The organism is Petrimonas sulfuriphila (genome assembly GCA_038561985.1).
Taxonomy (GTDB): Bacteria; Bacteroidota; Bacteroidia; order Bacteroidales; family Dysgonomonadaceae; genus Petrimonas; species Petrimonas sulfuriphila.
In genome coordinates this window covers 2,796,652-2,823,509 of record CP073276.1, presented here as the reverse complement: position 1 = coordinate 2,823,509, position 26,858 = coordinate 2,796,652, and the positions used below count along the sequence as shown (strand labels likewise).

Genomic DNA, 26,858 nt, shown 5'->3' with positions numbered 1-26,858 from the left:
TTTCCCTTTTCTCCCGCTACGGCATGCTGTTTCTTTTGGTTCTTGTCAAATTTGTTTTGCAGTACGTCATGGTCAATCCGGAATACGAACTGCACCGCGATGAGTTTCTCTATCTCGACCAGGCTTTTCATCCGGCTGCGGGGTACATTTCAGTGCCTCCTTTTACCTCGTGGATTGCCGCAATAATCCAGTTGTTGGGTGGAGGGTTATTCTGGGTACGTTTCTTTCCTGCCCTCTTCGGCACGTTAACGGTCGTGATGGTTTGGTTCCTGGTGGAGGAACTGAAAGGAGGGCTTCCGGCCAAGATGCTTGCCTCAGTTTTGCTGATTTTTTCTCCTTTTTCCCGACTTAATATCCTTTTTCACCCAAACGCTTTCGATATCCTTGTGTGGACAATCATTTTTTACACGCTCGTCAAATTTATCACTTCCCAAAACAACAAATGGTTGCTCATGTCAGGGGTTATCTGTGCACTAGCTATCAACAATAAATACACGGTGTTTTTTCTTATCGCGGGGTTGTTAATTGGGTTACTTCTTTCTTCTCAAAGGAAAATTTTAACCCATAGATATTTCTATTATGCTGCAGGAATCTGCCTGCTGCTAATCCTGCCCAATATTATCTGGCAAGCCAACAATAACCTGCCGGTCTTTCATCACATGAAAGCGCTGAACGAAAGCCAGCTGTCTCACATCAGTCATGCAGAGTTTTTAATTACCCAACCCCGTTTTTTGATGTTTGGAGTATTTCCTGTCTTGGCTGCGTTCTGGTCGTTTATCTTTTACAAGCCTTTTCGCCAATTCCGGTTCATCGGAATAACTTTCCTTGTCGTCCTTACACTGTTCACCCTTTGCAGGGCGAAGAGTTATTATGCGCTGGGGCTTTATCCCGTTTTGCTGGCTTTTGGCAGTGTTTATCCGGAACGCATGATCGGGAAAGGCAGGGTTGTGGTATTCTCGTTGCTGGGAGGGCTGAGCATGGGTGCTTTCCTTTTTCTCGGCCCTTACATCATGCCCTACCACTCTCCCAAATACATCGCGGAAAATCAGGAGTTCTATAACAAGATGGGGCTACTCGACTGGGAGGATGGTTCCCAGCGTCAACTTCCTCAAGATTTTGCCAATATGACCGGTTGGAAAGAACTGGCCGCAAAAACAAGAGAGGCTTACAATCAAATCCCTGATAAAGAGAAACAATCAACACTCCTGTTCTGTGACAATTACGGCCTTGCGGGAGCTATAAATTATTACAACAGGGATAAAGTGCCGGAAGCCTACTCGTTAAGTACCGATTACATTTTTTGGATTCCGCATTATCCAGTTATTCTAAACATTATCTGGATCGGTCCGGAACCCGACAGCACAACCCTCAACCTGTTCAGGAGTGTTCACCTGAAAGGCAAAATTGAAAATAAATATGCCGATGAATACGGAACCCGGATCTATCTTCTTAGCCAACCGAAAACAGATGTAACACCCGTGTTTTATAAAATGATTGAAGAAAAGAAAAAGGCAATGGATATTTTCTAGGGCTCCCTGCTATCTGCTCTTTTCTCCTCTTCCAGCAACTTTGCCGCTTCACAAACCTCCTTGTACCATTCTTCACCGAACCTACGTATAAGCGGCTCACGAAGAAACTCGTAGATCTTTACCCCTTCACGTTTTCCAAGTTTCACAGCGGGCTTGCATATCGACCAACGGTTGTAGTTTACTGCCGTAAATTCGCTCAGCTTCTGTAAACGTATGGGATAAAGGTGGCACGAAATGGGTTTCTGCACCTGAATACGGCCTTCGCGGCAGGCTTTTTCAATGGAACATTTGCATGTACCATCCGCATCAAAGTAGGTGAACACACATTCCCGGCCGTTGATGATGGATGTTACCAGTTCACCGTCATAATCGGTATAAGCAATGCCCTGTTCTTCAATAAGAGCCTGCGCCTTGGGCGACAAATCGTTCCATATCTCAGGCAGGATCGACTGTATTTGCTCAAATTCCTCCTGTTCCAACGGCGCGCCAGAATCACCTTCAACACAACAAGCACCTTTACATTTGGTTAAATGACAAATAAAATGCTCTTCAAAAATATCGTCTGATAATATAGTGTCTCTAATTTGAATCATCATTTTCAACTTTAACTTGTACCTTGTATTGTGAAAACAGGAAATAGGTCAACAACCCACTCACAATCATCACAATAAACGAAACCCACGTCAGGGGCTTATCTTCCAGTTGTTCCAGAAAATTGCTTTCTCCCCAGAAGTACGTGATCACAACCACAGCCGCATTATTCACAAAATGATAAAGCATGGGAATCCATAAATTTCGTGAATAAAGAAACAGGTACCCCAACACAGCCCCCATAACCAGTCGCGGGAGAAAACCATAAAATTGCAAGTGAATGGCACTGAAAATAAAGGCGGCTGTCCACACTGCCACATGGCCGTTACGCAACCATTTTTCGATAAGCTGTTGCAAGGCACCCCTGAAAAAAATCTCTTCCACAAAAGCGGCAGCAGCAGCAATAATCAACAAATTCAAAAACAAGTCGGATAAGGTTTCCCCCGAAAGGAAGAGATCGGTAACATCCTTGGCGGCGTCCTCCATCTGCCGCATCCAATTCTCCACTCCCGTCAATGAGTCAGGAAGCACAATCTGTTCATTCCACTGAGCGATAACCGCTATTGCGGGATAGGAAACTCCAAAAATTAAAAAACCGTACAGAAGACCTTGCGACATTTTTCGGGTTTTCCTTACCCCCATCATCTGCATCGGCTTATCCGCAATCCACAGACAAAGAGTGTAAGCGGGCAGAAACATCACAAAAATATCCTGCAAGATAATGCTGAACCGATAATACCAGATGCTTCCGTCTACGGATGGCAGTGAAATTCCAACCACAAACAAGACTGCTCCGGCCAAAAACGAGCCCATCAGGGAGAACAGAAGCAGGTAGATAATTCTTGCACGTTGTGAGCTATGTTCGAGTATTTTTTGCATGTTTCGTAATTTCGAGCTGCAAAGATAGCTAAAATCGGGTGAATGCGAAGGGCTTATTTTGCATTGTTTAAATAATTAACTCTCAAATATTTTTTGCAGTTATCAATATAAAGCGTATTTTTGCATCCAATTTTAAAAAATCGGTTTTACTATTTAAATCGATTGATTTTCAAACTGGAACAAAACTTATAAAGCGTAAAATAAACAGTTCAAATGAAGGTAACACTCAACAAAACAGACAATGTAAACGGCATCATCGCCATAGAATTAGAAAAACCGGATTATCAGGAAAACGTTGACAAATCGTTGAATCAATTCCGTCAAAAAGCCAATATCCCTGGTTTTAGACAAGGAAAAATTCCCAAAGGAATTATTCAGAAAATGTATGGAAAATCTATTCTTGCCGAAGAAATCAACAAGTTAGTAAGCAACGAATTATACAAATACATCAAAGAAAACGAACTGAATATCCTGGGTGAGCCGCTGCCAAACGAAGAAGAACAAAAAACCATCGATTTCGACAAGGATGAAAATTTCGAATTTAAGTTTGATGTTGCTTTGGCTCCTGAATTTGAACTTCCACTCAACAAAAGAGACACGCTCATTTATTACAACGTCAAGCTGGAAGATGATTTGCTTGATAAACAATACGATGCCTACAAACAAAATTACGGCTCCTATAAAAAAGTGGAAGGCGAAACGGTCGAAACCGATCTTATCAAAGGAAAGATATCGGAAATCGATAACGGCGAACCTAAAGAGAACCTGATTGAAATCGAAAACGGCATGATCATGCCATCGTACATCAAGGATGAAGAGACAAAAAAGAAGTTTGTGGGTGCCAAGGTGGGCGATACTGTTGTCTTCAACCCCAAAACAGCCTATGACAACAACGCTGCGGAAATAGCATCGTTGTTGCAGATCGCCAAAGAAAACGTAGCGGATGTCGACTCCGACTTTTCTTTTGAGATCCAGGAAGTTACCCGGTACGAAGAAGCAGCTATGGAGCAGGAATTGTTTGATAAAGTGTTGGGTGAAGGTGTGGTTTCATCGGAAGAGGAATTCAAGGTAAAAGTCACGGAATTACTGAACAACCAGTTCAAACCGGCAGCAGATAACCTGTTTATGAAATCGGCACGTGAACTGATCCTGAAAAAGTTGAAAGACGTTGAATTTCCCGATGTTTTCCTGAAACGGTGGTTATTGGTAGCCAACGAAAAAAACACAGCGGAAACGATCGAAAACGACTACCCGAAAATCGCTGAAGATTTAAAATATCACCTGTCAAAAGAGAAAATTGTAAAGGAACAGGACATTAAAATCGAAAACAGCGACCTGGAAACCTTTGCAGCCGAGGTTGCCAGAGCACAATTTGCGCAATACGGGATGAGCAATGTTCCCGCCGACGTGTTGGAAAACTATGTTAAACGGATGCTGGGTGACCAGAATACGGTCAGAAACATGTACGACCAGCTGGTTGAAAACAAAGTGATGGAATGGCTCAAACAAACCGTTAAAGTCAACGAGAAGGAAATTCCATCAAAAGATTTCGAGAAGTTACTGTCGGAGGACAAAGAAGAAAAATAAAATCTTCTGCGTAAACAAGGAGATTATCTCCTAAAAATAAATATCTTTGTTTCACGGAAAACGATATTCCGATGGTTGATTGTCTAAATCACACACATTGCATCAGGAGTAAAACCGGTGATAAAAAAACAAAAAATTATGCAAAACGATTTCAGAAAATATGCCGTCAAGCATCTTGGGATGAGCAGTGCCCGATTGGACGGCTATACAAAAATAATAAGTGCAGGTGGCGGATACATCTCTCCGACCATTATCGAAGAACGTCAGTTGAACGTTGCCCAAATGGATGTGTTTTCACGTCTGATGATGGACCGGATCATCTTTCTCGGCACTCAGATCGACGATTACACCGCCAATGTCATACAGGCGCAGCTGCTTTATCTCGACTCTGCTGATCAGGGAAAAGACATCTCCATTTACATCAATTCTCCCGGTGGATCCGTTTATGCCGGTTATGGAATATATGACACCATGCAGTTCATCTCCAGCAACGTAACCACCATCTGTACCGGGATGGCAGCATCTATGGCCGCCGTTCTGCTGGTTGCCGGAACATCCAAGAAACGCTTTGCGCTCACGCACTCACGTGTAATGATTCACCAACCGCTGGGCGGCGTTCAGGGACAGGCATCTGACATTGAGATTACCGCTCGCGAAATTGCCAAGGTAAAACAGGAATTAAATGCCATCATTTCAAAACATACGGGAAGACCCATCGAGGAAGTGTCTCGCGATTCGGACCGTGATTTCTGGATGAGTGCTTCAGAAGCCAAAGAATATGGAATGGTGGATGATATATTAATTAAGAAATAAGAAGTTAGAAAACAGATTTCTGAAATCTGATATCTAAAAGTCTAATAAAATGGCAAAAAAAGCAAACAGCAGCAATCATTGCAGTTTCTGCGGAAGAAGTGAAAACGATGTGAACCTGCTTATCTCGGGAATATCGGGTTATATCTGCGATATGTGTTCTGAGCAGGCACACGAAATCGTAAACGAAACGTTCAAAAGCAGTGGAAAATCGGCTCCCGACATTTCACTCAATTCACTTCCCAAGCCGAAACAGATCAAGGAATTTCTTGACCAGTACGTTATTGGCCAAGACAGTGCCAAACGCTTTCTGTCTGTTTCAGTTTACAACCATTATAAGCGAATCCTGCAAAAGACGGTGAAAGACGATGTGGAAATCGAAAAATCAAACATCATTATGGTCGGTGCCACCGGAACAGGAAAAACTTTGTTGGCTAGGACGATCGCCAAACTGCTGCGTGTTCCGTTTACCATCGTCGACGCTACTGTTCTTACTGAAGCCGGATACGTGGGAGAAGACATTGAAAGTATTCTCACCCGGTTGCTGCAGGTTGCCGATTATGATGTCGCCGCAGCAGAGCGTGGTATCGTTTTTATCGATGAAATAGATAAAATTGCCCGTAAAAGCGATAATCCGTCCATCACCCGCGATGTCAGCGGCGAAGGTGTTCAACAAGGATTGTTGAAGTTGCTGGAAGGATCAGTCGTAAACGTTCCTCCGCAAGGCGGAAGAAAGCATCCCGAACAGCGCATGATTGCAGTAAATACCAAGAATATATTGTTTGTTTGCGGGGGCGCTTTCGACGGGATTGAGAAAAAAATAGCCAACAGGCTGAATACGCGCGTAGTAGGTTATGCAGCCAGCGGAAGAACCGCCGATATAGACCGTAACAACCTGCTCCAGTACATCACCCCGATGGATTTAAAAGCTTTTGGCTTAATACCCGAAATTATCGGACGCCTGCCTATACTTACCTATCTGGAACCCTTAGACAGGGATGCTTTGCTGAGAATCCTCACCGAGCCCAAAAACTCCATCATCAAACAGTACGAAAAACTCTTCTCCATGGACGGTGTTACACTCACCCTGGATAAGGATGTTTACGAGTACATTGTTGACAAAGCCATCGAATTCAAACTCGGTGCCCGTGGGTTACGTTCCATTGTGGAAGCCATTATGATAGACGCCATGTTCAGTTTGCCTTCCGAAGACAAGAAAAAACTACACGTAACTCGCGAATATGCGGTGAAGCATTTCGAAAAATCGGATTTCCGGCACCTGAGAGTAGCTTAAATTGCCTTTTCTCTTTTCTTTTTTCCTTCCTTTTTCAGGAAGTGGTTTGTTGTGTCTTTATTTCTCCCGAAAGATGAATATCAGAATTTGTTTATTCGGTTTTTATTCTTAAATTTAGTGTTTATTTTTGAATTGGAATTGTTTTTAAATATAAAATACTTTCTTACATTTGCATTATTCCATTTGCACGAAAATGTTTTAAGTTTGTAGCGGAATTGCTCTTATGGAAAAACAAAAGACTCTATACGAAGAATTAAAGAAATATTTCGGGTTCGACACGTTTAAAGGAAATCAAAAAGCCATTATCGAAAGTGTCTTGTCCGGGAAGGATACTTTTGTATTAATGCCTACCGGGGGCGGTAAATCGCTTTGTTACCAGCTGCCGGCATTGCTTTCCAAAGGTACGGCAATTATCATTTCGCCACTTATCGCACTGATGAAAAATCAGGTGGATGCCATGCGGAATTTTAGCGAAGAAGACGGCGTTGCTCATTTTCTGAACTCTTCGCTGAATAAACAGGAAATTGAGAAAGTTAAACAAGATATTGTTTCGGGAAAAACCAAGTTGCTGTATGTTGCTCCCGAATCACTTACCAAGATGGAGAATATTGATTTTCTCCAAAACGTGCCCATCTCGTTTTACGCGGTGGATGAAGCACACTGTATATCGGAATGGGGACACGATTTTCGCCCCGAGTACCGGCGCATAAAACCCATTATCAACGAAATAGGCCCTCGGCCCGTCGTTGCGTTGACGGCAACGGCCACACCCAAGGTGCAGCATGATATTCAGAAGACACTGGGTATGCTGGACGCAGCCGTTTTTAAATCATCCTTCAACCGGTCCAATCTATACTACGAAGTAAGAAAGAAAACCGATAAGGTTGATAAGGAGATCATAAAATATATCCTTTCTCAAGGCATAAAATCAGGTATTGTTTATTGCCTGAGCCGCAAAAAGGTAGACGATTTTGCACAGATACTGCAAGCCAACGATATACGGGCCCTGCCCTATCATGCCGGGATGGACGCTGCCACTCGAAGCGCCAATCAGGATGCGTTTCTGATGGAGCAGGCAGACGTAATTGTCGCTACTATTGCTTTTGGCATGGGGATCGACAAACCCGATGTACGCTATGTGATTCATTATGACATACCTAAAAGTCTCGAAGGGTACTACCAGGAGACGGGCCGTTCAGGCCGCGACGGAGGAGAAGGCAAATGTATTGCTTTCTATTCCAGCAAAGATTTGCAAAAACTGGAACGTTTTATGCAGGGCAAGCCTGTTTCCGAACAGGAAATCGGGAAACAACTGCTGTTAGAAACAGCCGCCTATGCCGAAACTTCCGTTTGCCGGAGGAAAATGCTCTTGCATTATTTCGGCGAAGATTACAACGAGCCCAATTGTGGGAACTGCGATAATTGTTTAAATCCAAAAATAAAAGTGGAAGCTAAAGAATTACTTGTCACCGTTTTAGAGGCCATCTCCGTGCTAAAGGAAAAGCACAAGGCCGATTATTTGATTAATTTTTTACTCGGAAAAGAAACATCCGAAATAGAAACATTTGAACACAATGAGTTAGAAGAGTTCGGATCAGGATCGGATGAAGAGGAGAGCACTTGGGAAACGGTTATCCGTCAAGCACTACTTGACAATTATTTAAAAAAGGACATCGAGAATTACGGAATTCTTAAGATCACAAAGAAAGGAAAAGAATTCCTGAAAAAACCCGTTTCTTTCAAAATCACGAAAGAGGAAGATGAAGATGATGCCGATATCGAAGAACTCGAATCCGAAGAAGGCGTAATCGCATCGGGAGGGGGAAATTCCGGAGCTGCCGACCCGGCATTATTTTCGATGATGAAAGACTTACGAAAGAAAATATCCAAAAAACTCAACGTCCCGCCGTATGTTATTTTTCAGCCCGCTTCCCTGGAAGCGATGGCTACGTCTTACCCCATTACACTGGAAGAGCTGCAGAATATTCCGGGTGTAGGGGCCGGCAAAGCAAAACGTTATGGTCAGGAGTTTATCGAACTCATAAAGAAACATGTAGAAGAAAACGAAATTATCCGTCCCGAGGATTTGAGGGTGAAGACCGTAGCTAACAAATCAAAACTCAAGGTTTCTATCGTACAGGCTATCGACAGAAAAGTTGCCCTGGACGACCTGGCCGAATCCAAAGGAATAGATTTCAACGAGATGCTTTCGGAAGTTGAGGCTATTGTCTACTCGGGTACAAAAATAAACATCAACTACTTCCTCGAAGAAGTAATGGATACGGATACTGTTAGAGAAATCTACGAGTATTTCCGGGAAGCCGAAACCGATAACCTGGATAAGGCTATGGACGAACTTTCCGATTATTCCGAAACAGAAATCCGCTTGGTCCGAATCAAGTTTTTCTCCGAAATGGCGAATTAACACTAGACAATGAACCATCGAACTCGATTCTTCGTTTATCAGAAACGAAGAGAAGAGAAAACAAAAAGAATGACATATTTACAAGACATAAATAGCCCGGCTGATCTCAAAAAGTTCAATGTTGAACAACTCAAGGAGGTCTGCAAAGATTTGAGGGAGTTCATTATTGAACAGCTTTCTCACAATCCCGGACATTTTGCATCGAGTTTAGGTACTGTTGAACTCACCGTTGCGCTTCACTATCTATACAACACGCCATACGACAAACTGGTTTGGGATGTTGGCCATCAGGCTTACGGACACAAGATACTCACCGGACGGCGCGATGTTTTCCACACAAACCGCAAACTGGGTGGACTTTCCGGATTTACCAATCCGCAGGAAAGCATATACGATACTTTTGTTGCCGGACACGCCTCCACTTCCATTTCCGCTGCATTGGGGATGGCTGTTGCTGCATCACTTAATGGTGAAGAAGACCGGCATGTAGTGGCCATTATCGGAGACGGAGCCATGACCGGCGGTCTCGCATACGAAGGATTAAACAATGCCTGCTCACAGCCGAATAACTTGCTCATCATACTCAACGACAACGACATGTCTATCGACAGTAATGTGGGGGGTATTCAGGATTATCTGGTTAAAATGACCACGTCGTCCAAGTACAACAAAATGCGTAACAGGGTCTACCAATCCTTCAAAAGCAAAAACCTTATATCCGAAGAGAAGAAAAACATTGTGCTTCGCTTCAACAACAGCATAAAATCCCTTATTACCCAACAGCAAAATATGTTCGAAGGGTTTAATATCCGGTACTTCGGCCCGGTTGACGGACACGATCTGCCGGGACTTATCCGGGTTTTGCATAACATCAGGGACATGAAGGGACCAAGACTGCTTCACATCAAAACCGTCAAGGGAAAAGGGTTCAAACCCGCAGAAAAAGCCGCCACCATCTGGCATGCTCCCGGGTTATTCGATAAAGAAACAGGCGAACGGATTGTAAGAAAAAGAATTGATCAACCGCAACTCTACCAGGATGTTTTCGGACATACACTGGTGGAACTTGCCGAAGAAAACCAGAAAATTGTCGGGATTACACCCGCTATGCCCACGGGATGCTCCATGACGTATATGATGCAAAAATTGCCGGACAGGGCTTTTGATGTGGGAATTGCCGAAGCGCATGCGGTTACTTTCTCCGCCGGATTGGCAAAAGAGGGTTTCATCCCGTTTTGCAATATCTACTCATCGTTTATGCAACGGGCTTACGATCAGGTAATTCACGACGTGGCGCTGCAAAAGCTCAAAGTCATCATGTGTCTCGACAGGGCCGGACTGGTGGGCGAAGACGGGCCAACGCACCACGGGGTATTTGACCTGGCATATCTTCGGCCCATTCCCAACCTGGTTATTTCGGCTCCTTTCAATGAACACGATCTCCGCAACCTAATGTACACAGCCGTTTACGGCAATGATGGTCCGTTTGTGATCAGGTACCCGCGTGGGCAGGGGGTAATGGTGGATTGGCGCAACCCACCGCAGCTCATCCCAATAGGAAAAGGGAAAAGGTTGAAAAAGGGCAAAGACATGGCCCTGCTTTCCATAGGCGCCATAGGTAACAGCGCGGTAAAAGCCATTGCACGGGCAGAAGAGATGGGAATTAGCGTGGCACACTACGACATGCTTTTCCTGAAGCCAATCGATCAGGAGATGTTGAGTAAGGTTGCCAGAAAATTCAAGTACATCATCACGCTGGAAAACGGAGTAATAAAAGGCGGAATGGGAAGTGCCGTAATAGAATTTCTGGCTGATAACGGTTTTATCCACAACCGGATTTTCAGGATCGGGATAGCAGATGAGTTTATCACTCACGGAGCAATAACAGAGTTGCAAAAAATTGCAGGGATTGATGAAGAGGGTATTTTACGAAAAATTATGGAGGTAAACGAATTAATAAAACAGGAACAGGCCATTGTCGTCATTCAGGAACAAAGTAACCTGAGAAACTAGAAAACAGTAAAGTTGTTCTTCCGTTAACGTATTCTGGATGGAGTTCAGAAGCAATTGTAATAAACCATAACTGATGAAAATATTAATAGCTGGAGCAGGAGAAGTGGGCACCCATCTTGCCAAACTGCTTGGGCAGGAAAATCACGATATCACATTGATGGACAGCAGTAAAGAGCGGCTGATGGCTGTTCGCGACAACGCTGAGTTATTGACTTTCATCGGAAACTGCACATCGCTGAAAGACCTTACTGAAGCCGGCGTTGCCGATTCGGATCTTTTTATCGGTGTTACCCCGGAAGAGTCCAAAAACATTAACGCTTGCATGCTTGCTGCCAATCTGGGCGTCAAGAAAACGCTGGCTAGAATTGATAATTACGAGTACCTGCTGCCCAAGAACGTGGAGTTTTTCGATAAGCTCGGCATTCACTCCATGATCTATCCCGAAATGATGGCCGCACGTGAAATCGTTTCTTCGCTCAAAACTCCCTGGACCAGGGTTTGGTGGGAGCTATCGAACGGCTCCATAATACTTACCGCAGCCAAAATAAGGGCCAATGCGCCTATTGCCAACTGGTACCTGCGTGAACTCCCAAACGTCGGTAAAAAGTTTCATATCGTCGTTATAAAACGCGGAAACCAAACGTTGATCCCGAAAGGAAGTGATCAGATCTTACCCAACGATATTCTCTATTTTACCACGTTAAGAAAAAACCTCGATGAAATGCCTGCTATCATGGGTAAGACATCGTTCGAAACCAAAAACGTCATGTTTATGGGCGGTAGCCGGATTACCATGCGGGCCGTGCAATACCTGCCGTCAAACATAAACATAAAGATTATCGAACAAAACCGGGAAAGGGCGGAAAAACTCGTAGAGATTTCTCCTTCGAACGTTACCATATTTCTGGGTGATGCGCGCGATGCAGAGTTGTTACTCAGTGAAGGAATCTCCGATATGGACGCATTTGTTGCGCTTACCGGAAATTCCGAAGCCAACATCCTGGGCTGTATGATGGCCAAGCAATACGGTGTTAAAAAAACCATTGCCGAGGTAGAAAACATAGATTATATTCCTATGGCCGAACGTTTCGATATCGGCACCGTAATCAACAAAAAGCTGTTGGCAGCCAGCAAAATATACGAACTTCTTCTCAAAGCGGATGCTTCAAACATCAAATGCCTCACTTTCTCAAATGCAAACGTAGGAGAAGTTGTTGCAAAACCCAACTCAAAGGTCACCAAAAAACTGATCAAAAACCTGAATTTACCCTCCGACATGACTCTCGGCGCACTTATCCGAAACGGGGAACCCATGCTTATTGACGGTGATACGCTCATTGAGCCATACGACCAGGTAATGGTGTTTTTTATGAATACATCGTTGAAAAGCATTGAGAGTTTCTTCAATTGATTATGCGAAACTTCAACCATCAATTCGTATTTAGCAGCATAGGACTTATTTTGATGATCGAATCATCATTTATGCTTATTTCCGCATTTGTTGGCGAAGTTTATCAGGAACCTTCCGTTTACAGCCTTTACCTGTCATCGTTAATAACGTTCGTTTCAGGGCTTGTTTTATTTTTAATCGGAAGAAAGAAGCGTAAAGAGAAACGCATCTCCCAACGGGAAGTTTACCTTACCGTCACACTTGTATGGGTGATGATGGCCCTTTACGGTACGCTGCCTTTTTTGATCGGTGGAGCCATCCCTTCTTTTACGGATGCTTTCTTTGAAAGCGTTTGCGGGTTTACCACCACCGGAAGCTCTACCCTGATCAACATAGAAGCCTTCCCTAAATCACTTCATTTTTGGCGAAGTTTTACCCAATGGATTGGAGGCATCGGAATCATCATTTTTGTGATGTCTTTTTTGCCCCTCTTCGGGGGCAGCTCCTCCCATCTTTACAATGCCGAGGCAACCGGAATCTCCAAAGAACAACTCCGCCTGCGTGTCAGCGACATCACCCGAAACATGTCCTTCACCTACCTGGGTCTAACAGCAGTCGGGTTTCTCCTGCTCTGGGCAGGTCCCATGAATGCATTTGATGCGGCCTGCCATGCTTTCACCAGCATCTCCACCGGAGGATTCTCCACCAAACAAGCCAGCATTGCTCATTTCAACTCCGCCTATACGGAATATGTAATTATATTTCTGATGTTCTCGGGCGGAATCCGTTTTTTGTTGCTGTTCAACCTGTTCCGCAATTTCTCAGGTCGGATTTTCAAGGACGAGGAATTTTTGTGGTACTCTTTTATGATTCTCGGCTTTACGTTTATCATTACCCTGGCCTTGTATGCCGAAGGTAACGTGTTGGGATCTGTAGAAGACACTATCCGCACCGTTCTTTTTCAGGTTGTAGCGGCAATCACCACTACCGGATATGCCACTACGGACTTCCTGCGTTGGGGACAATTTTATTGGTTCCTTTTCCTGGCTATGGTTCTGTTTTGCGGAAGCGAAGGTTCAACATCGGGCGGGATGAAGATATCCCGGTTAATCATTTTGGTAAAGAATACAAAGGTAGTATTTCGTCGCCAGGTTCATCCGCAAGCATTGTATATGGTAAAGATTAACGGGCAGGTGTACTCAAATGCGGTAGTTGAAAAGGTCCTTGCTTTCGTTTTTCTTTACCTGACTATCACCGGACTGGGTGCCATCGTACTGAGTTTTACCGGAATGTCGTTCGACGAATCCATTGGTGCCGCAGTTTCGAGCATGAGCAGTTATGGCTTTGGGTTAGGCGATTTCGGCCCGTCGGGGAACTTTTCAACCGCTACCGGTTTTGCCAAGTACTTCTTGTCTTTCCTGATGATTGTAGGCCGGCTTGAAGTGTTCACGGTACTCTCGCTTTTCACCTCAAGTTTATGGAAGAAGTGATAAAACAACAAAGGGCAACTTGCGTCGCCCCTTGCCTTGAACAACTGTTCATCATTTTTTCTTCAACAAGGCATACACCCACAGAATGATCAGTGCGCCTCCAACGGCCAGTAACAGCGTACGAAGGCTGAATCCGTCAACGGTCCCCCAGCCTAACAACGAACCTATCCATCCGCCCAAGACACCGCCGGCGATACCGATCAAGATGGTTACGATCCAACCGCCCGGATCTGCTCCGGGGCGAATGGCTTTTGCTATCAAACCTGCTAACAGGCCTAAAACGATCCAAGATAAAATTCCCATAATCAAAAATTTTAGTTAGCTAATTAAAAAATACTATTCTATAACGTATTCTTTTAACGCTTTGTTCGAACCGCCCCATCATTTTCCTCTGTTCCTACACCATTGGAAGAAACATTCATCCACGATTATTTTTTATATTTCGAAAAGTCGGCGTTGATCATATCACCGGTTTCCATAAACGCCTTGTGGAATTCAAAACAAGCGTATAAATTCTGCGGTGTGTGCCCTTTTTTCGTAAGACTCAGGTAATCGTGCAACAACGGGCGGTAGCTAGGATGTGCGCAATTCTCAATGATCTCTTCAGCACGGGCATACGTTCCCTTGCCGCGCAAATCAGCAACGCCATACTCCGAAACAATTACTTTCACCGAATGTTCGCTGTGGTCTTCGTGTGCCACTTTCGGAACAATGGCGCTTATTTTTCCATCTTTTGCGGTTGAAGGTGTAACAAAAATAGAGATATAAGCACTTCGCGTAAAATCACCCGAACCTCCGATACCGTTCATCATCATATTACCCATCACATGCGTGGAGTTTACATTTCCGAAGATATCAGCTTCAATGGCCGTATTGATGCCTATTACACCCAACCGGCGCACCAGACCGGGATTGTTGGAGATTTCCGACGGACGAAGCACCAGCTTGTTCTTGAAAAAATCCAAATCGCGATAAAAACGTTCCATTGCTTCGTTGCTTAACGTAAGCGAGCAACCGCTGGCAAAAGAGATATGCCCTTTTTGCATCATATCCAACACGGCATCCTGAATAACCTCGGTATATACTTCGAAGCGGGGAATATCCTTGTTCTGTGCCATGGATGCAAGAACAGCATTGGCAATGTTTCCCACACCCGATTGAATAGGCAGGAAAGTGGGCGGAATATGTCCTTTTTTCAATTCAGAAACGAAAAAGTTCGAAACGTTCTCTCCGATTTTTTCCGTAATCTCATCAACCGGTGCAAAACCGCTGCCTTCATTTTCCTTACTTGTCCTTACCACATAAATTTTTGAAGGATCCACTTTCACGTATTCCAACCCTACACGCCCCTGTACTTCAAAAATATTTATCTGACGGCGTTTAGGAGGATCCTGTAATTCATATAAATCATGCACACCGCGCATTTTGGCGGGTACCTTATCGTTCAGCTCCACAATAACTATCTTGGCCAAACGGCAAATGGTTGGCATAATCCCAACACCGCTGGTGGGAACAATCTCTCCCGAATCGGTAACCTCACAGGCTTCCACAATAGCCACATCCACACCTCCTAAAAAACCGTAACGAATTTCCTGCGCCACTTGAGACAAGTGCATGTCGAAATACTGTACCGGTTCATGCTGAACGGCGTTAATGGCGTTACGCATATCTTTATTCGTCTGATAGGGTGTGCGGAATTTTACCGCATTGGCGCGAGCCAGGCTACCATCGATAGAATCGCCGGTGGAAGCACCGGTAAACATGCCTATTTTAAAAGGATTGCCTTTAGCGTGCTCTTCTTCGGCACGTTTGGCAATTTCAACCGGAACCACTTTAGGACATCCGGCGTGTGTAAAGCCGCTAAAACCCACATTGTCGTTGTGGTTGACAAGAGCAGCAGCCTCTTTCGCTGTTACATAAGTAAGACTCATAGATTTTTGTTTGTTTTTTATATCATTGTTTTTTAGTTACACAAGAGTCAGGTCAGTATTTTCTGTTCAGTATTTCACTGTAGATAACCGCCTTGCGTATTTCAGACTGTCCGTTTTTGCTCCTCAATTGCTCCAGAATAGGATGGACCGTTTCCATTTCTTTCATCTCATGATGATTGTCGAACCGTTCGGTTGCAAACATGGAACCTTTCAACGAGGATTCTCCCTCGAAATCGGTTACCAGGTCCAGGGAAGATTGAAATTCCCAACGAGTGCTCCTGGCTGAGGCCATTGCTGGCCTTGCGAGTCGATTTTCATTCTTAACGGTCTTTGGAGTTGGAGGTGAAATAGGTTGTCTTTGTGGTTTTTGAAAAACTTCCCGAAACACATCGCGAAACTCTTCTTCTAAATTTACAGGTTGGGTACTTTTACTTATTTTCTTTTTCTTTTTTTTTGAATCATTAAAAATTCCAAAAACAAAGAAAGCAAGCATGAGTATTAAATAAATAATGTCGCCAAATTCCATAAATTGATTAATTTTGCAGTCCGACAAAAGTAATCAATTTTCACGAATAAAGGAAAGGTTATTCAAAAAATCAGGGGCAACTTCACAGCCGCCCCTAATTGTTTAACCAAAACCTTAACTATGAAAAAATTTTTATTTTTTCGTTCGTGACAAAAGTAAAACAAGAATTTAAATTTTACAAATATTTTAGTTTAAAATATACTAAGATGTTTATAAATTCCTGACATTAAGAAAAAATTACAGCAAAAAAAGGAAAATGAGCACAGAAACAACAGATAATCAAAAAGAAAAAAGGCTATTTATCGAAACGTACGGTTGCCAAATGAACGTAGCCGACTCCGAAGTAGTGGCAGCTATCATGGAGATGGACGGATACTCGGTTACCGAAGACGAGAAGGCTGCCGATGCTATTTTTGTCAACACCTGCTCCATCCGAGACAATGCAGAACAACGCGTGATACAACGGCTTGACTATTTCAACGCTTTGAAGAAAAAAAAGAGAGGAGAGCTCATCATCGGTGTTTTAGGATGTATGGCAGAACGTGTAAAAGAGGAACTGATCGATAATCATCATGCTGACCTGGTAATCGGCCCCGACGCCTACCTCGACTTACCCAACCTGATGGGGGCCGCCGAACGCGGAGAAAAAGCAATCAACGTGGTTCTTTCCAAAACGGAAACCTATAAAGATGTTATTCCATTAAAAATGAGTGGATTAAATATTTCGGGGTTTGTTTCCATTACGCGGGGATGCGATAAGTTCTGCCACTACTGCATCGTTCCTTTTACGCGTGGCAGGGAGCGAAGCCGGGAACCGGAGAGCATCCTCAACGAGATTCGTGACCTAAAGGGAAAAGGCTATCGCGAAGCCACTTTGTTAGGACAGAACGTCAATTCATACAAGTTTGAAGACGACGGAAGAGTTATCGATTTTTCCGATCTGTTGGCAATGGTTGCCGAGGAAGCACCTCAAATGCGTATCCGTTTTACCACATCGCACCCGTGGGATATGAATGACAAAACATTGGAAACCATTGCCAAGTACAAGAATTTGTGCAATTATATCCATTTGCCTGTACAGTCGGGGAGTTCACGCATGTTGAAACTGATGAACCGGAGATACGACAGGAAATGGTATTTAGAGCGTATTGCCGCTATAAAACGGATCCTTCCCGGTTGCGGACTCTCAACCGACATTATGTGTGGATTTCACAGTGAAACCGAAGCAGATCACCAGGAAACACTATCACTTATGCGTGAGGTAGGCTTTGATTCGGCTTTTATGTTCAAATACTCCGAACGTCCGGGCACATACGCTGCGAAAAAAATGGAAGACAATGTTTCCGAGGAGGTAAAAGGCCGCCGTCTGCAGGAGATTATCGACCTGCAGCTTGAACTTTCGCAGAAAAGCAACGAGCAGGACGTAGGAAAAGAGTTTGAGGTGTTGGTAGAGGGTTTCTCAAAACGCTCTCGTGAACAGCTCTTTGGAAGAACTGAACAGAACAAGGTGGTTGTTTTCGACAAGCAAAAGCACAGGATTGGAGAATTCGTAAAAGTCAAGATTACCGGATTTACTGCAGCAACGCTTTTTGGAGAGCCTAGCGGGAACTGATAAATCAACTTTTTCCCGAGGGAGTAAACATTTTCAAAAAAAAAACGTTTTACTAAATAGGCAACGTTGAAAACAACATTTCAAAGAAAACAAACTATTAACATCTAAAAAAGCAAAATTATGAAATCAGAAGCAAAATTATTACTCGGATTAGGAATTGGAATTGCGCTTGGAGCAGCTGTCGGTTATATTATGGGAAGCGACAAAAAGGAAGAGTGGCTTGAACAAGCTAACGCGTTTGCCGATAAAGTACGTGCGAATGTAAAATCCGCTATCTATAAAGGAAAAAGCGAAGTCAGTGATCTGAAAGAAGACATTGATGACATTGCAGAAATAGCAAAAAAAGAATTGGCTAAACACTAAAAGGAAACTCAGATGGAGGACAAAACGGTTACCAGCTTATTTGAAGAGATGAAAAGCGATGTCACAGGTTATGTGACAAACACGATTGAGATTGTAAAACTCGAAGCTTTTGAAAAAGTGAGTAAGGGAGCGGCTTCAACTGCCATTACTCTGTTTTTGGTCAGTTTCATTTTTCTGATATTGGCATTGGCACTTCTCACTCTCGGATTTTACCTGGCAGACGTTTTTGACAGTAATTGGAAAGGTTTTGGCATTGTCACTTTAGGCACTATCGCTCTTACTCTGGTTTTGTTGTTGATAAAAAAGCCGCTGAAACACTCTATCATCAATTCTGTAATCAAATTTCTGCAACGTCAGGAAGACGAAGAGGTTAAATTTACAACAAAAAGCTGATGAAAAGTTACAAACTTACTCCACTCGACGAGCTCCATCTGGAGAAGAAGAAACTGCGTGAGGAACGTGCAATTTCTGGTCAACGCCTATCTTATCAGATCCAGTATCTGGCGGATAACTGGGGATCTATGCTTACCAAAGGCGTAACGACCAGTATCAAGAACAAGTTCAGTGAAACGGTGGACAACCTGTCTTACGGCTCATCGTCGTCCGTGGTACCCTTTAAAACAAAAAAACCGGGTAACCCCTGGATAAACCTGGCCCTTTCAAACTTACCTTTAATAAGTGGAATTGCCTGGAATGTTGCCAAGCCGGCCATTCTGGCCTTTGCCGTAAAAAAAATTACCGGCAGGTTGTTTGGAGGGAAGAAACGAAAATAAAACTACTTGATTAAATTAAGGCTCTGTGGACGGTGGTTACACCGTCCACTTTTGCTATCTTCGAAATCAGGACATTAACATCTTCCACACTGTGGACATGAACATGAAAAACACCTTCAAAAATACCGTCTTTCGACGTAACGTTCACACTTTTTATGTTTACCACAATATCCTCTGCGAGTTTAGACAATATCGTATTCAAGATGCCTATCCGGTCAATGCCCGTAAAAACAATGGCTGAAAGAAAAGAATACTGTTTATAGTCGCCCCACTCCGTCGCCAGGATTCTTTCCCCAAAACGCGATTTCAACTTTATGCCTGTTTCGCAGGAGCGTTTGTGAACTTCCACTTCATTTTTGTCGGTTATAAATCCAAAAACATCATCACCGGGCAACGGATTGCAGCAAGAAGCAACAATAAAATTTTTCTTGAAACTCACCTCGTGCAGTTTATATATCGCCTTCTTGTCTATTTCTCCGGTTTTTGCAGGACTTGCAACAGCAATGTCACTCCTGCTTTCCTCAGGGGCTTTTTTAAAACCGCTCATGGCCTGTTTCATATAACGAACAAACAGGTTGTCTTGCTTGGGTTCCACTGTTTCCCGTTGTTTAAGCAACTTATCCCTGGAATCGGGAAGTTTCAGGTCACCATTCCCCAGGCCATAATGCAAATCTTCCCGCTTTTCTACTTTATAATAATTCAGGGTTTTGTTGTACAGGGTATTATCGAGTTGTTCTTCTCCGACAAACTCTTCCAACATTTTTTGACCTCGCTCGCTTATTCTTCTCCTTTGCCGGCGGATTGCGGCTTCTATCTTGGTTCGGGCCTTGGCGGTTGTAACATAATTGAGCCACTCGGGTTGTGGTTGTTGCGATTGGGACGTCAGAATCTCTACCTGATCGCCGCTTTTCAGTTTCTGGCTAAGCGGAACCAGCGTATGGTTCACTTTTGCTCCCAGGCAGTGGTCGCCTATGCGGGTGTGAATGTTGTATGCAAAATCGAGGGCGGTAGCACCCAGGGGAAGGGTTTTGATTTCGCCTTTTGGGGTGAAAACAAAAATCTCGGAAGCGAACAGGTTCATTTTTACCGTATCCAGAAAATCGATGGCGTTAGGGTTGGGATTGGCCAATACCTCCTGAATCGTTTTCAGCCATTTATCCAGTTCGTTGTCTTCCTCTATCCGGTTCTCCTTGTATTTCCAATGGGCAGCAAAACCTTTTTCCGCAATATCGTCCATTCGCCGGCTGCGAATCTGTATTTCGATCCATTTCCCGTCGGGGCCCATCACCGTCAGGTGAAGCGCTTGGTAACCATTGGCCTTGGGATGGCTCACCCAGTCTCGAATACGGTCGGGGCGGAGTTTGTATATATCCGTAATAGCAGAATAGATGTCCCAGCATTGTTTTTTCTCATCCATCCCGGGATAAATCTCAAAGATGATACGGACGGCAAAAAGATCGTACACTTCGCTGAAATCGATACCTTTGGCCTGCATCTTCTTCCAGATGGAATAAAGCGATTTTACCCGGGCACGCATCTCATATTCGATATTCATCTTATCGAGTGCTTTAACTACCGGCTCGGCAAAACTCTCATAAATTTCAAACCGCTCCTGGGCAGAAGTTTCCACTTTATTCGAAAGTTCAGCGTAAGATTCCGGGTGTTCGTACTTGAAGCAAAGTTCTTCGAGCTCGGTTTTGATGGCAAAAAGTCCCAGCCGGTGCGCCAAAGGGGCATAAATATACATGGTTTCGCCGGTTATCTTGAATTGCTTTGCGGGAGTCATGGACGACAACGTCCGCATATTGTGCAACCGATCGGCAATTTTTATCAGGATCACACGAATGTCTTCCGACATCGTCAACAGGAGTTTACGAAAATTTTCCGCCTGAGCCGATACGTTCTCACCAAACATGCCGTGTGAGATTTTTGTTAATCCGTCAACGATCTGCGCAATCTTATCGCCGAACATTACTTCAAGGTCCTCAACCGTATAGTCGGTGTCTTCCACCACATCGTGCAGCAATGCAGCCGATATGGAGGTTGAGCCCAGTCCCATTTCGCGGGAAATAATTCTTGCAACGGCCAGCGGATGCATAATGTACGGCTCTCCCGAACGACGGCGTGCTCCTTTGTGGGCTTCCTTCGCCATATTAAAGGCTTTGGTAATGACTTCCACTTTACGCCGGTGGTTCGAATTTAAATAATCGTTAATAAGTGCCTGAAACTCATCCTCGATCATCCGATCTTCTGCCGCAAGTTTATCTTCTTCGCTCATATTTTCATTTAAAACATACCGTAATTGAACGTTGCAATGAAGGAACGAAATTACAAATAAAACAGCTATCAAAGTCACACGTAACAGATTTTTTATTGCTGGAACGTTAAAAATTGCGGTTTTTATTGTTTGGTGAACAAAAATGAAGTAGCTTTGTTTTGTCAAATACAGGGGTGCCACATAACAACGGGCTGAGATCATACCCAAATACCTGATCCGGATAATGCCGGCGGAGGGAAACAAAAAAAGATCACAAAAAAATCAATGGATATTCAACAGGTATACGCTCCGCGTTATTAGCCGTACAATTGAATAACATTGTAGCTTGGTGATTTTGTTTTTAGGTAAATCTTTCAAAAATCCCCTTTTTTATTTTACTCATCCGACGCAAAAAAACACTTGTTTCTTGTGTCATAAAAACTACTTGTAAATGAAAAAGGCAGTTATTCTTGCAGGGCTTCTGGCCCTCAACCTTTCCTTGTTTGCTCAGGCAGACGAACAAACCGACAGTTTAAAGAACATACATCTCGAAGAAGTGGTGGTCTCTTCCACCCGGGCGGGAAAGAACACGCCGATGGCGTACAGCAATGTTTCCCAGACTGAAATCAGAAAAGAAAACGCAGCCCGAAATATCCCGGCAATCCTGCAGGGCATTCCATCGCTGGTGTTTTTCAGCGAAGACGGATCGGGCGTGGGAAACACCTCCATGCGCATACGCGGAACGGATGCCACCCGCATCAATGTTACGCTAAACGGCATGCCGTTAAACAATCCTGAGAGTCAGGAAGTTTACTGGGTAAATCTACCCGATTTATCATCGTCCCTGCAAAGTATTCAAGTACAGCGCGGCGTAGGAACCTCAACAAACGGTGCTGCCGCTTTCGGCGCCAGCATCTCCATGAAAACGGCAGGCGCACGGTCAACGGCATATGGCGAAGCATCCACATCAGCAGGCAGTTATCACACGTTTTCGTCCACTATCGCTGCTGGAAGCGGGATTCTAAAGAACGGCCTGTCGCTGGATGCACGTTATTCACGAAACACGGGTGACGGATATATCCGCAACGGATTTGTAGATCACAGCAACCTGTATGCTGCCCTTTCCCATTATACGGACAATCAATTGCTCCGGTTGAGTTACATCAATGGTAGGCAGAAGACAGGCATCACCTGGGAAGGAATCTCCCCCGAAGACCTGGAAAAAGAGGGAAGAAGATACAACCCCGCGGGAAAATACATCGACGAAGCCGATAACGTGCATTATTACGATAACGAAACCGACAACTACTTTTCACACATCGTACAGCTTCTGTTTACGCGCGACCTCAACTCCCATCTATCCCTCAACGCCAACCTGAGTTACAACAACGGTTTTGGTTATTACGAGAATTATCGTTCCGATCCATATGGCGGATTCAAGCGGGGCGATAAGTTTTCGAAATACGGGTTGCCTGATCAAACGGTAAACGGAGTAACCTATTCGCGCTCACCGTTAATCCGCCAGAAACTGATGCGCAACGATTTTTACGTGGCAAACCTGGCATTCTTATACACCAAAAATGCGCTCGACTGGTCTTTCGGCGGGATGTACAGTTTCTACGACGGCGACCACTACGGCAAACTGCCCTGGATAAAATTCAATCAAAACATCCCCGAAGATTACGAATGGTACCGAAATGTAGGGAAGAAGGGTGAATTCAACTTCTTCACGAAAGCGGAATACCGGCTCAACGAAAAAGTTTCGCTCTTCGGCGATCTCCAGTACAGGCATATCGATTATGATTTTTCAGGAATTGATGACGACCTGGCGGATATCACCAGCCACTTCAAATACTCCTTCTTTAATCCCAAAGCCGGAGCCTCCTACCGGATAGATAACCGCAACAACCTGTATGCCTCGGTGGCTGTTGGGCAGCGCGAACCGCTTCGGACTGACTTGAAGGAAAGCATCAAGGGAGGCGGAGGAGAAGAGCGGATCCGTCCCGAAAAAATGATCGACTATGAGTTGGGATATCGTTTCTCCCACGAAAACGGTGTGAGCCTGGGTGCAAACATTTACTACATGGATTACAAAAACCAGATGGTGCAAACCGGAAAGCTCAACGACGTGGGATACAAGTTGATGGAGAACGTGAAAGACAGTTACCGGACAGGTGTGGAACTGGAAGCATCGGTACCGTTGGCAAACGACAAATTTCGTTTTGATGCCAACGCCACATTGAGCCGGAACAAAATCAACAATTACACGGCCTATTTCGATCTGTACGACAACAGCAATGACTGGAACGAAGTTTATATAGAAAAAAACGGCAAGCAGGTACGCAAACAGACCCGTAAAGAGTTGGGGACAACCCACATTTCCTATTCTCCCAACCTGGTGGGTATGGCTAGCCTGACCTATCAGCCTCTTCCGGCGCTCTATTTCAATTTGTTGGGGAAATATGTGAGCAAACAGTATCTCGACAACACATCGGACAATGCAAAATCGATTGACGGCTATTTTGTAAGCAACTTCTCGGCCGGATACACATTCAAGAAAACACCGTTGGGCAGTATAGCACTGCAGCTCTTCGTGAACAACCTGTTCAATAAAGAATACATTGCCAACGGGTGGGCTTCTACCGAAGTATTTGAAGAGGATGGTAGCAGCGTAAACTGGATTGGCTACTATCCGCAAGCTACCCGGAATTATATGGCACGGCTAACGGTTAGTTTCTAAACCCTGTTCGCCTGAAAAGAAGTTTTTGCGGGCTGCGGCTCACCCGGCCCGGCCCGCAAAATATAACCCGCAATTCATATGCAGACCCTTGAAATTATTGGAGCCGTTATCGGGCTTATCTACCTCTATCTCGAATACAAAGCCAACCGCTGGTTGTGGCTCTTCGGCGTTATTATGCCGGTGGTGTATATTGTCATCTTCTACCAATCCAAGTTTTATGCCGACATGGGCATAAACATCTACTATTTCTTTGCAAGTATCTGGGGATGGATGGTCTGGACAAAGAAGAAGAAGAAGAATTCAGCGAAAAACGGGAAGATCTCCCATACTCCCACCCGTTTCATTGTACCGTTAACGTTGGCGGGTATTGCTATTTTTGCACTTATAGCCTTTATCCTGGTCAACTACACAGACAGCCCGGTACCGTATGGAGATGCATTCACTACAGCCCTGAGCATAATTGCCATGTGGATGTTGGCTTTCAAATACATCGAACAGTGGGGATTGTGGTTTGTGGTGAACAGTATTTCCTGCGGCCTTTACTTCTGGAAAGACCTACACTACACCAGCGGATTGTTTGCCATCTATGCCGTTATTTCCATTTTTGGATATTTCAAATGGAAGCGGATGATGAAGGATGAATTTCGCCCTTTTACCGTCTAACTACAACCGGAGGCGCCTAAGGTTCACTTCGGGTACCTGCACTCCTGTTAATTGCATCAGACTCTATAAATTTGCCGTAGCTGTAACCTTCTCCTGACAGCTCCATAATTCTTTTGTAGATAGCAAGTCTGGAGGGAGCGTTAAATTCGTCAGAATAGGAGTTCATTATGCTGTTTTGGGAAGGTCGATAGACTCCATATTCATAAGTAAGAACACGTAGTTTGCGTCTGATGTCTGATGATGCTTTTAAAGTCATAAAAATCAAGATTTGAGATTACAAGTTAGTTAATTTGTTAAAAACTTGTCAAGCTTAGTCTCGATTTTCATAATTTAGAAATCAGCCCAGGACTTCACTTATTAGTGTGATTGTTAGCGAAAAAGCACATAATTAAAAAACTATGGTCGTGAAGTTATATAAAAAACACAGTTTTCTGGATTACTACCCGGGATATTATATCGACACTCTACTTAAGAGCGCCTTATCGTTGTTGTGTTCCCTTCCGATATGGAGATATCTACAGGTTGATTTGTTCTCCAGGCTCCTCGTGTAAAATCAGGAATTTCAACGGGTTTTGAACGATTCGATACCGATTTTTCACTTAACGGGATAATCACGCTCCAAGAAGCAGCATCATACACGTCGATATCCATCGGAAGCCCGTTTCTCAAACAATCAATAAGCCGCCATGTCATTAAAAAATCCATTCCCCCGTGTCCTCCTACTTTTTGAGCCATATCACCTATTCGTTTTACAATCTCCGGCTTATATTTGTCGTTAATTTCATTCATCTTTTCATTATCAAGCCATTCACTACCAAGTGAAATCCTACCGGGTTCAGGATATTTCTGAACAGCACCTTTTGTGCCGCTAATCATGTGTATTCGGGAGTAGACCCGAGGACTGGTAATGTCGTGTTGAAGCATGATGGTACGCCCTTTCTCCGTCCTGATTATTGAAGTATTCATATTTCCTCTATAGGAGTTAGTATCATACTTTTTATAAAACGGATCACTTTGTGCCAGTTCCGAAACTTTCTTTCCCAACATAAAATCATTTGAAGACATTGAGGTCATGTAGTCCAGTTTGTCTCCTCTGTTTATGTCCATAACCTGGCATACGGGTCCTAATCCATGCGTAGGATACAAATTTCCATTATGGCGCTGACTTTCTTCCAAACGCCACATATTGTTATCTTTTGTCTTTTCATAAAGTGACTGGTGATGAATATATGCAGCATCGGCATGAATAATATCTCCGAAAAATCCTTGTCGCACCATATTTAACGTTAGTAGCTCGAAAAAATCATAACAACAGTTTTCCATCATATAACAATGCTTTCTGGTCTTCTCCGAAGCCTCAATCACTTCCCATGCCTCTTCAACGGTAGCTATTGCAGGTACTTCAACAGCCACATGCTTACCACACTCCATAGCATACACAGATATTCGTGCATGGAGCGGTCCCCGCGGCACAGCAATACTTACCAAGTCGATGTTTGGGTCTTCACATAGCTTTCTCCATGCATCTTCACGTCCGGTATGGACCTCTGCTTCCGGCAATCCCCGTTTTCTCAGCAACTGTTGAACATTGTCAATGCGAAATTGTACAATATCACAAATTGCCTTTATATGAACTCCTTCCAAAAAGGTCATCTGGTTCAGGTTTGCGTAACCACGATTCCCTATCCCGATAAATCCTACACGAACGATATCCAACTTGGGAGCCCGGTAACCACACATATTAAAATACTGTCTTCTTCCAGTTTCCTTGGAAAGAATTTCATATGGTTCTGAAATAGATTTTTCAGCTCGAAGCCCAGGAATAAAGCTTAAGCCAATACCTCCTGCTGTTATCTGTTTTAAAAAATGACGTCGGTTTTCTTTCATTCGATTACTTTATTTGTAAATAGAAATATTATTTCTCAATTAGCCCAATTTAGTCCAAAACCATTTTAATAAGTCTAACCTTAAAAAAGCCCAATTTT

General features: G+C 43.9%; 22 protein-coding genes and 1 riboswitch. Of the genes, 14 read left to right on the top strand and 8 right to left on the bottom strand.

The genetic code is table 11. The features are described from left to right. Window positions 1-68: 68 nt before the first annotated feature. Complete coding sequence (locus tag KCV26_11935) at window positions 69-1,529, top strand: glycosyltransferase family 39 protein (GenBank protein WZX36007.1); 1,461 nt, start codon at window positions 69-71, stop codon at window positions 1,527-1,529. Here the strand turns inward: KCV26_11935 and KCV26_11930 are convergent. Both KCV26_11930 and KCV26_11925 read right to left on the bottom strand, forming a co-directional pair. Continuing rightward, complete coding sequence (locus KCV26_11930; GenBank protein ID WZX36006.1) at window positions 1,526-2,122, bottom strand: DUF3109 family protein; 597 nt, start codon at window positions 2,120-2,122, stop codon at window positions 1,526-1,528. The genes KCV26_11935 and KCV26_11930 overlap by 4 nt on opposite strands. After that, window positions 2,109-2,999 (bottom strand): CPBP family intramembrane metalloprotease, encoded by an 891-nt coding sequence (locus tag KCV26_11925; GenBank protein WZX36005.1) that lies wholly within the window; start codon window positions 2,997-2,999, stop codon window positions 2,109-2,111. Before KCV26_11925 ends, KCV26_11930 begins: the two co-directional genes overlap by 14 nt. 213 nt (window positions 3,000-3,212) lie before the next feature. On the opposite strand from KCV26_11925, the gene tig reads away from it, so the two are divergent. The 7 genes from tig (at window position 3,213) to KCV26_11890 (ending at window position 14,008) form a co-directional block, all read left to right on the top strand. Continuing rightward, window positions 3,213-4,586, top strand: a complete 1,374-nt coding sequence (gene tig / locus KCV26_11920; GenBank protein ID WZX36004.1) for a trigger factor — start codon at window positions 3,213-3,215, stop codon at window positions 4,584-4,586. 138 nt (window positions 4,587-4,724) lie between these two features. Beyond that, entirely contained in the window at window positions 4,725-5,399 is a 675-nt protein-coding gene (clpP, locus tag KCV26_11915; GenBank protein ID WZX36003.1) for an ATP-dependent Clp endopeptidase proteolytic subunit ClpP, read from the top strand. A gap of 49 nt (window positions 5,400-5,448) precedes the next feature. Further along, a complete protein-coding gene (gene clpX, locus KCV26_11910; GenBank protein WZX36002.1) occupies window positions 5,449-6,690 on the top strand; it encodes an ATP-dependent Clp protease ATP-binding subunit ClpX in 1,242 nt (413 codons plus the stop codon). Between the two features lie 223 nt (window positions 6,691-6,913). Beyond that, on the top strand, window positions 6,914-9,115 hold the full coding sequence (gene recQ, locus KCV26_11905) for a DNA helicase RecQ (GenBank protein ID WZX36001.1): 2,202 nt from the start codon (window positions 6,914-6,916) through the stop codon (window positions 9,113-9,115). 69 nt (window positions 9,116-9,184) lie between these two features. Further along, complete coding sequence (locus KCV26_11900) at window positions 9,185-11,128, top strand: 1-deoxy-D-xylulose-5-phosphate synthase (protein WZX36000.1); 1,944 nt, start codon at window positions 9,185-9,187, stop codon at window positions 11,126-11,128. A 73-nt stretch (window positions 11,129-11,201) separates the two neighbouring features. Next, the gene (trkA, locus tag KCV26_11895; protein WZX35999.1) at window positions 11,202-12,539 is read left to right on the top strand and encodes a Trk system potassium transporter TrkA; all 1,338 of its coding nucleotides are present in this window, start codon (window positions 11,202-11,204) and stop codon (window positions 12,537-12,539) included. 2 nt (window positions 12,540-12,541) lie between these two features. Next, complete coding sequence (locus tag KCV26_11890) at window positions 12,542-14,008, top strand: TrkH family potassium uptake protein (protein ID WZX35998.1); 1,467 nt, start codon at window positions 12,542-12,544, stop codon at window positions 14,006-14,008. A 51-nt stretch (window positions 14,009-14,059) separates the two neighbouring features. Here the strand turns inward: KCV26_11890 and KCV26_11885 are convergent, their stop codons facing one another. The 3 genes from KCV26_11885 to KCV26_11875 all read right to left on the bottom strand — a co-directional run bounded on the left by KCV26_11885 (window position 14,060) and on the right by KCV26_11875 (window position 16,465). Further along, entirely contained in the window at window positions 14,060-14,311 is a 252-nt protein-coding gene (locus tag KCV26_11885) for a GlsB/YeaQ/YmgE family stress response membrane protein (GenBank protein WZX35997.1), read from the bottom strand. Window positions 14,312-14,436: 125 nt separating this feature from the next. Next, the gene (locus KCV26_11880; protein ID WZX35996.1) at window positions 14,437-15,939 is read right to left on the bottom strand and encodes a succinate CoA transferase; all 1,503 of its coding nucleotides are present in this window, start codon (window positions 15,937-15,939) and stop codon (window positions 14,437-14,439) included. 52 nt (window positions 15,940-15,991) lie between these two features. Further along, window positions 15,992-16,465: a hypothetical protein gene (locus KCV26_11875; protein WZX35995.1), complete on the bottom strand. Its 474-nt coding sequence runs from the start codon at window positions 16,463-16,465 to the stop codon at window positions 15,992-15,994. 256 nt (window positions 16,466-16,721) lie between these two features. On the opposite strand from KCV26_11875, the gene miaB reads away from it, so the two are divergent. The 4 genes from miaB to KCV26_11855 all read left to right on the top strand — a co-directional run bounded on the left by miaB (window position 16,722) and on the right by KCV26_11855 (window position 19,213). Further along, window positions 16,722-18,077: a tRNA (N6-isopentenyl adenosine(37)-C2)-methylthiotransferase MiaB gene (gene miaB / locus KCV26_11870; protein ID WZX35994.1), complete on the top strand. Its 1,356-nt coding sequence runs from the start codon at window positions 16,722-16,724 to the stop codon at window positions 18,075-18,077. Window positions 18,078-18,197: 120 nt separating this feature from the next. After that, a complete protein-coding gene (locus KCV26_11865) occupies window positions 18,198-18,440 on the top strand; it encodes a YtxH domain-containing protein (protein WZX35993.1) in 243 nt (80 codons plus the stop codon). A gap of 12 nt (window positions 18,441-18,452) precedes the next feature. Further along, window positions 18,453-18,833, top strand: coding sequence for a phage holin family protein (locus KCV26_11860; protein WZX35992.1), 381 nt, complete (start codon window positions 18,453-18,455; stop codon window positions 18,831-18,833). Continuing rightward, window positions 18,833-19,213 carry a hypothetical protein gene (locus tag KCV26_11855; GenBank protein ID WZX35991.1) on the top strand — a complete coding sequence of 127 codons (381 nt, stop codon included), beginning with the start codon at window positions 18,833-18,835 and terminating at the stop codon, window positions 19,211-19,213. Before KCV26_11860 ends, KCV26_11855 begins: the two co-directional genes overlap by 1 nt. Before the next feature lie 10 nt (window positions 19,214-19,223). Here KCV26_11855 and KCV26_11850 read toward each other — a convergent pair whose 3' ends face one another. Further along, the gene (locus KCV26_11850) at window positions 19,224-21,491 is read right to left on the bottom strand and encodes a bifunctional (p)ppGpp synthetase/guanosine-3',5'-bis(diphosphate) 3'-pyrophosphohydrolase (protein ID WZX35990.1); all 2,268 of its coding nucleotides are present in this window, start codon (window positions 21,489-21,491) and stop codon (window positions 19,224-19,226) included. A gap of 159 nt (window positions 21,492-21,650) precedes the next feature. Then, window positions 21,651-21,747, top strand: a riboswitch (TPP riboswitch). Window positions 21,748-21,921: 174 nt separating this feature from the next. On the opposite strand from KCV26_11850, the gene KCV26_11845 reads away from it, so the two are divergent. Further along, complete coding sequence (locus tag KCV26_11845; GenBank protein ID WZX35989.1) at window positions 21,922-24,210, top strand: TonB-dependent receptor; 2,289 nt, start codon at window positions 21,922-21,924, stop codon at window positions 24,208-24,210. A gap of 78 nt (window positions 24,211-24,288) precedes the next feature. Then, window positions 24,289-24,873, top strand: coding sequence for a nicotinamide mononucleotide transporter (locus KCV26_11840; protein ID WZX35988.1), 585 nt, complete (start codon window positions 24,289-24,291; stop codon window positions 24,871-24,873). Window positions 24,874-24,889: 16 nt separating this feature from the next. Here the strand turns inward: KCV26_11840 and KCV26_11835 are convergent, their stop codons facing one another. Together KCV26_11835 and KCV26_11830 are read right to left on the bottom strand one after the other, a co-directional pair. Further along, on the bottom strand, window positions 24,890-25,039 hold the full coding sequence (locus tag KCV26_11835; protein WZX35987.1) for a hypothetical protein: 150 nt from the start codon (window positions 25,037-25,039) through the stop codon (window positions 24,890-24,892). Between the two features lie 302 nt (window positions 25,040-25,341). Continuing rightward, window positions 25,342-26,760 carry a Gfo/Idh/MocA family oxidoreductase gene (locus KCV26_11830; protein ID WZX35986.1) on the bottom strand — a complete coding sequence of 473 codons (1,419 nt, stop codon included), beginning with the start codon at window positions 26,758-26,760 and terminating at the stop codon, window positions 25,342-25,344. Window positions 26,761-26,858 lie beyond the last annotated feature (98 nt).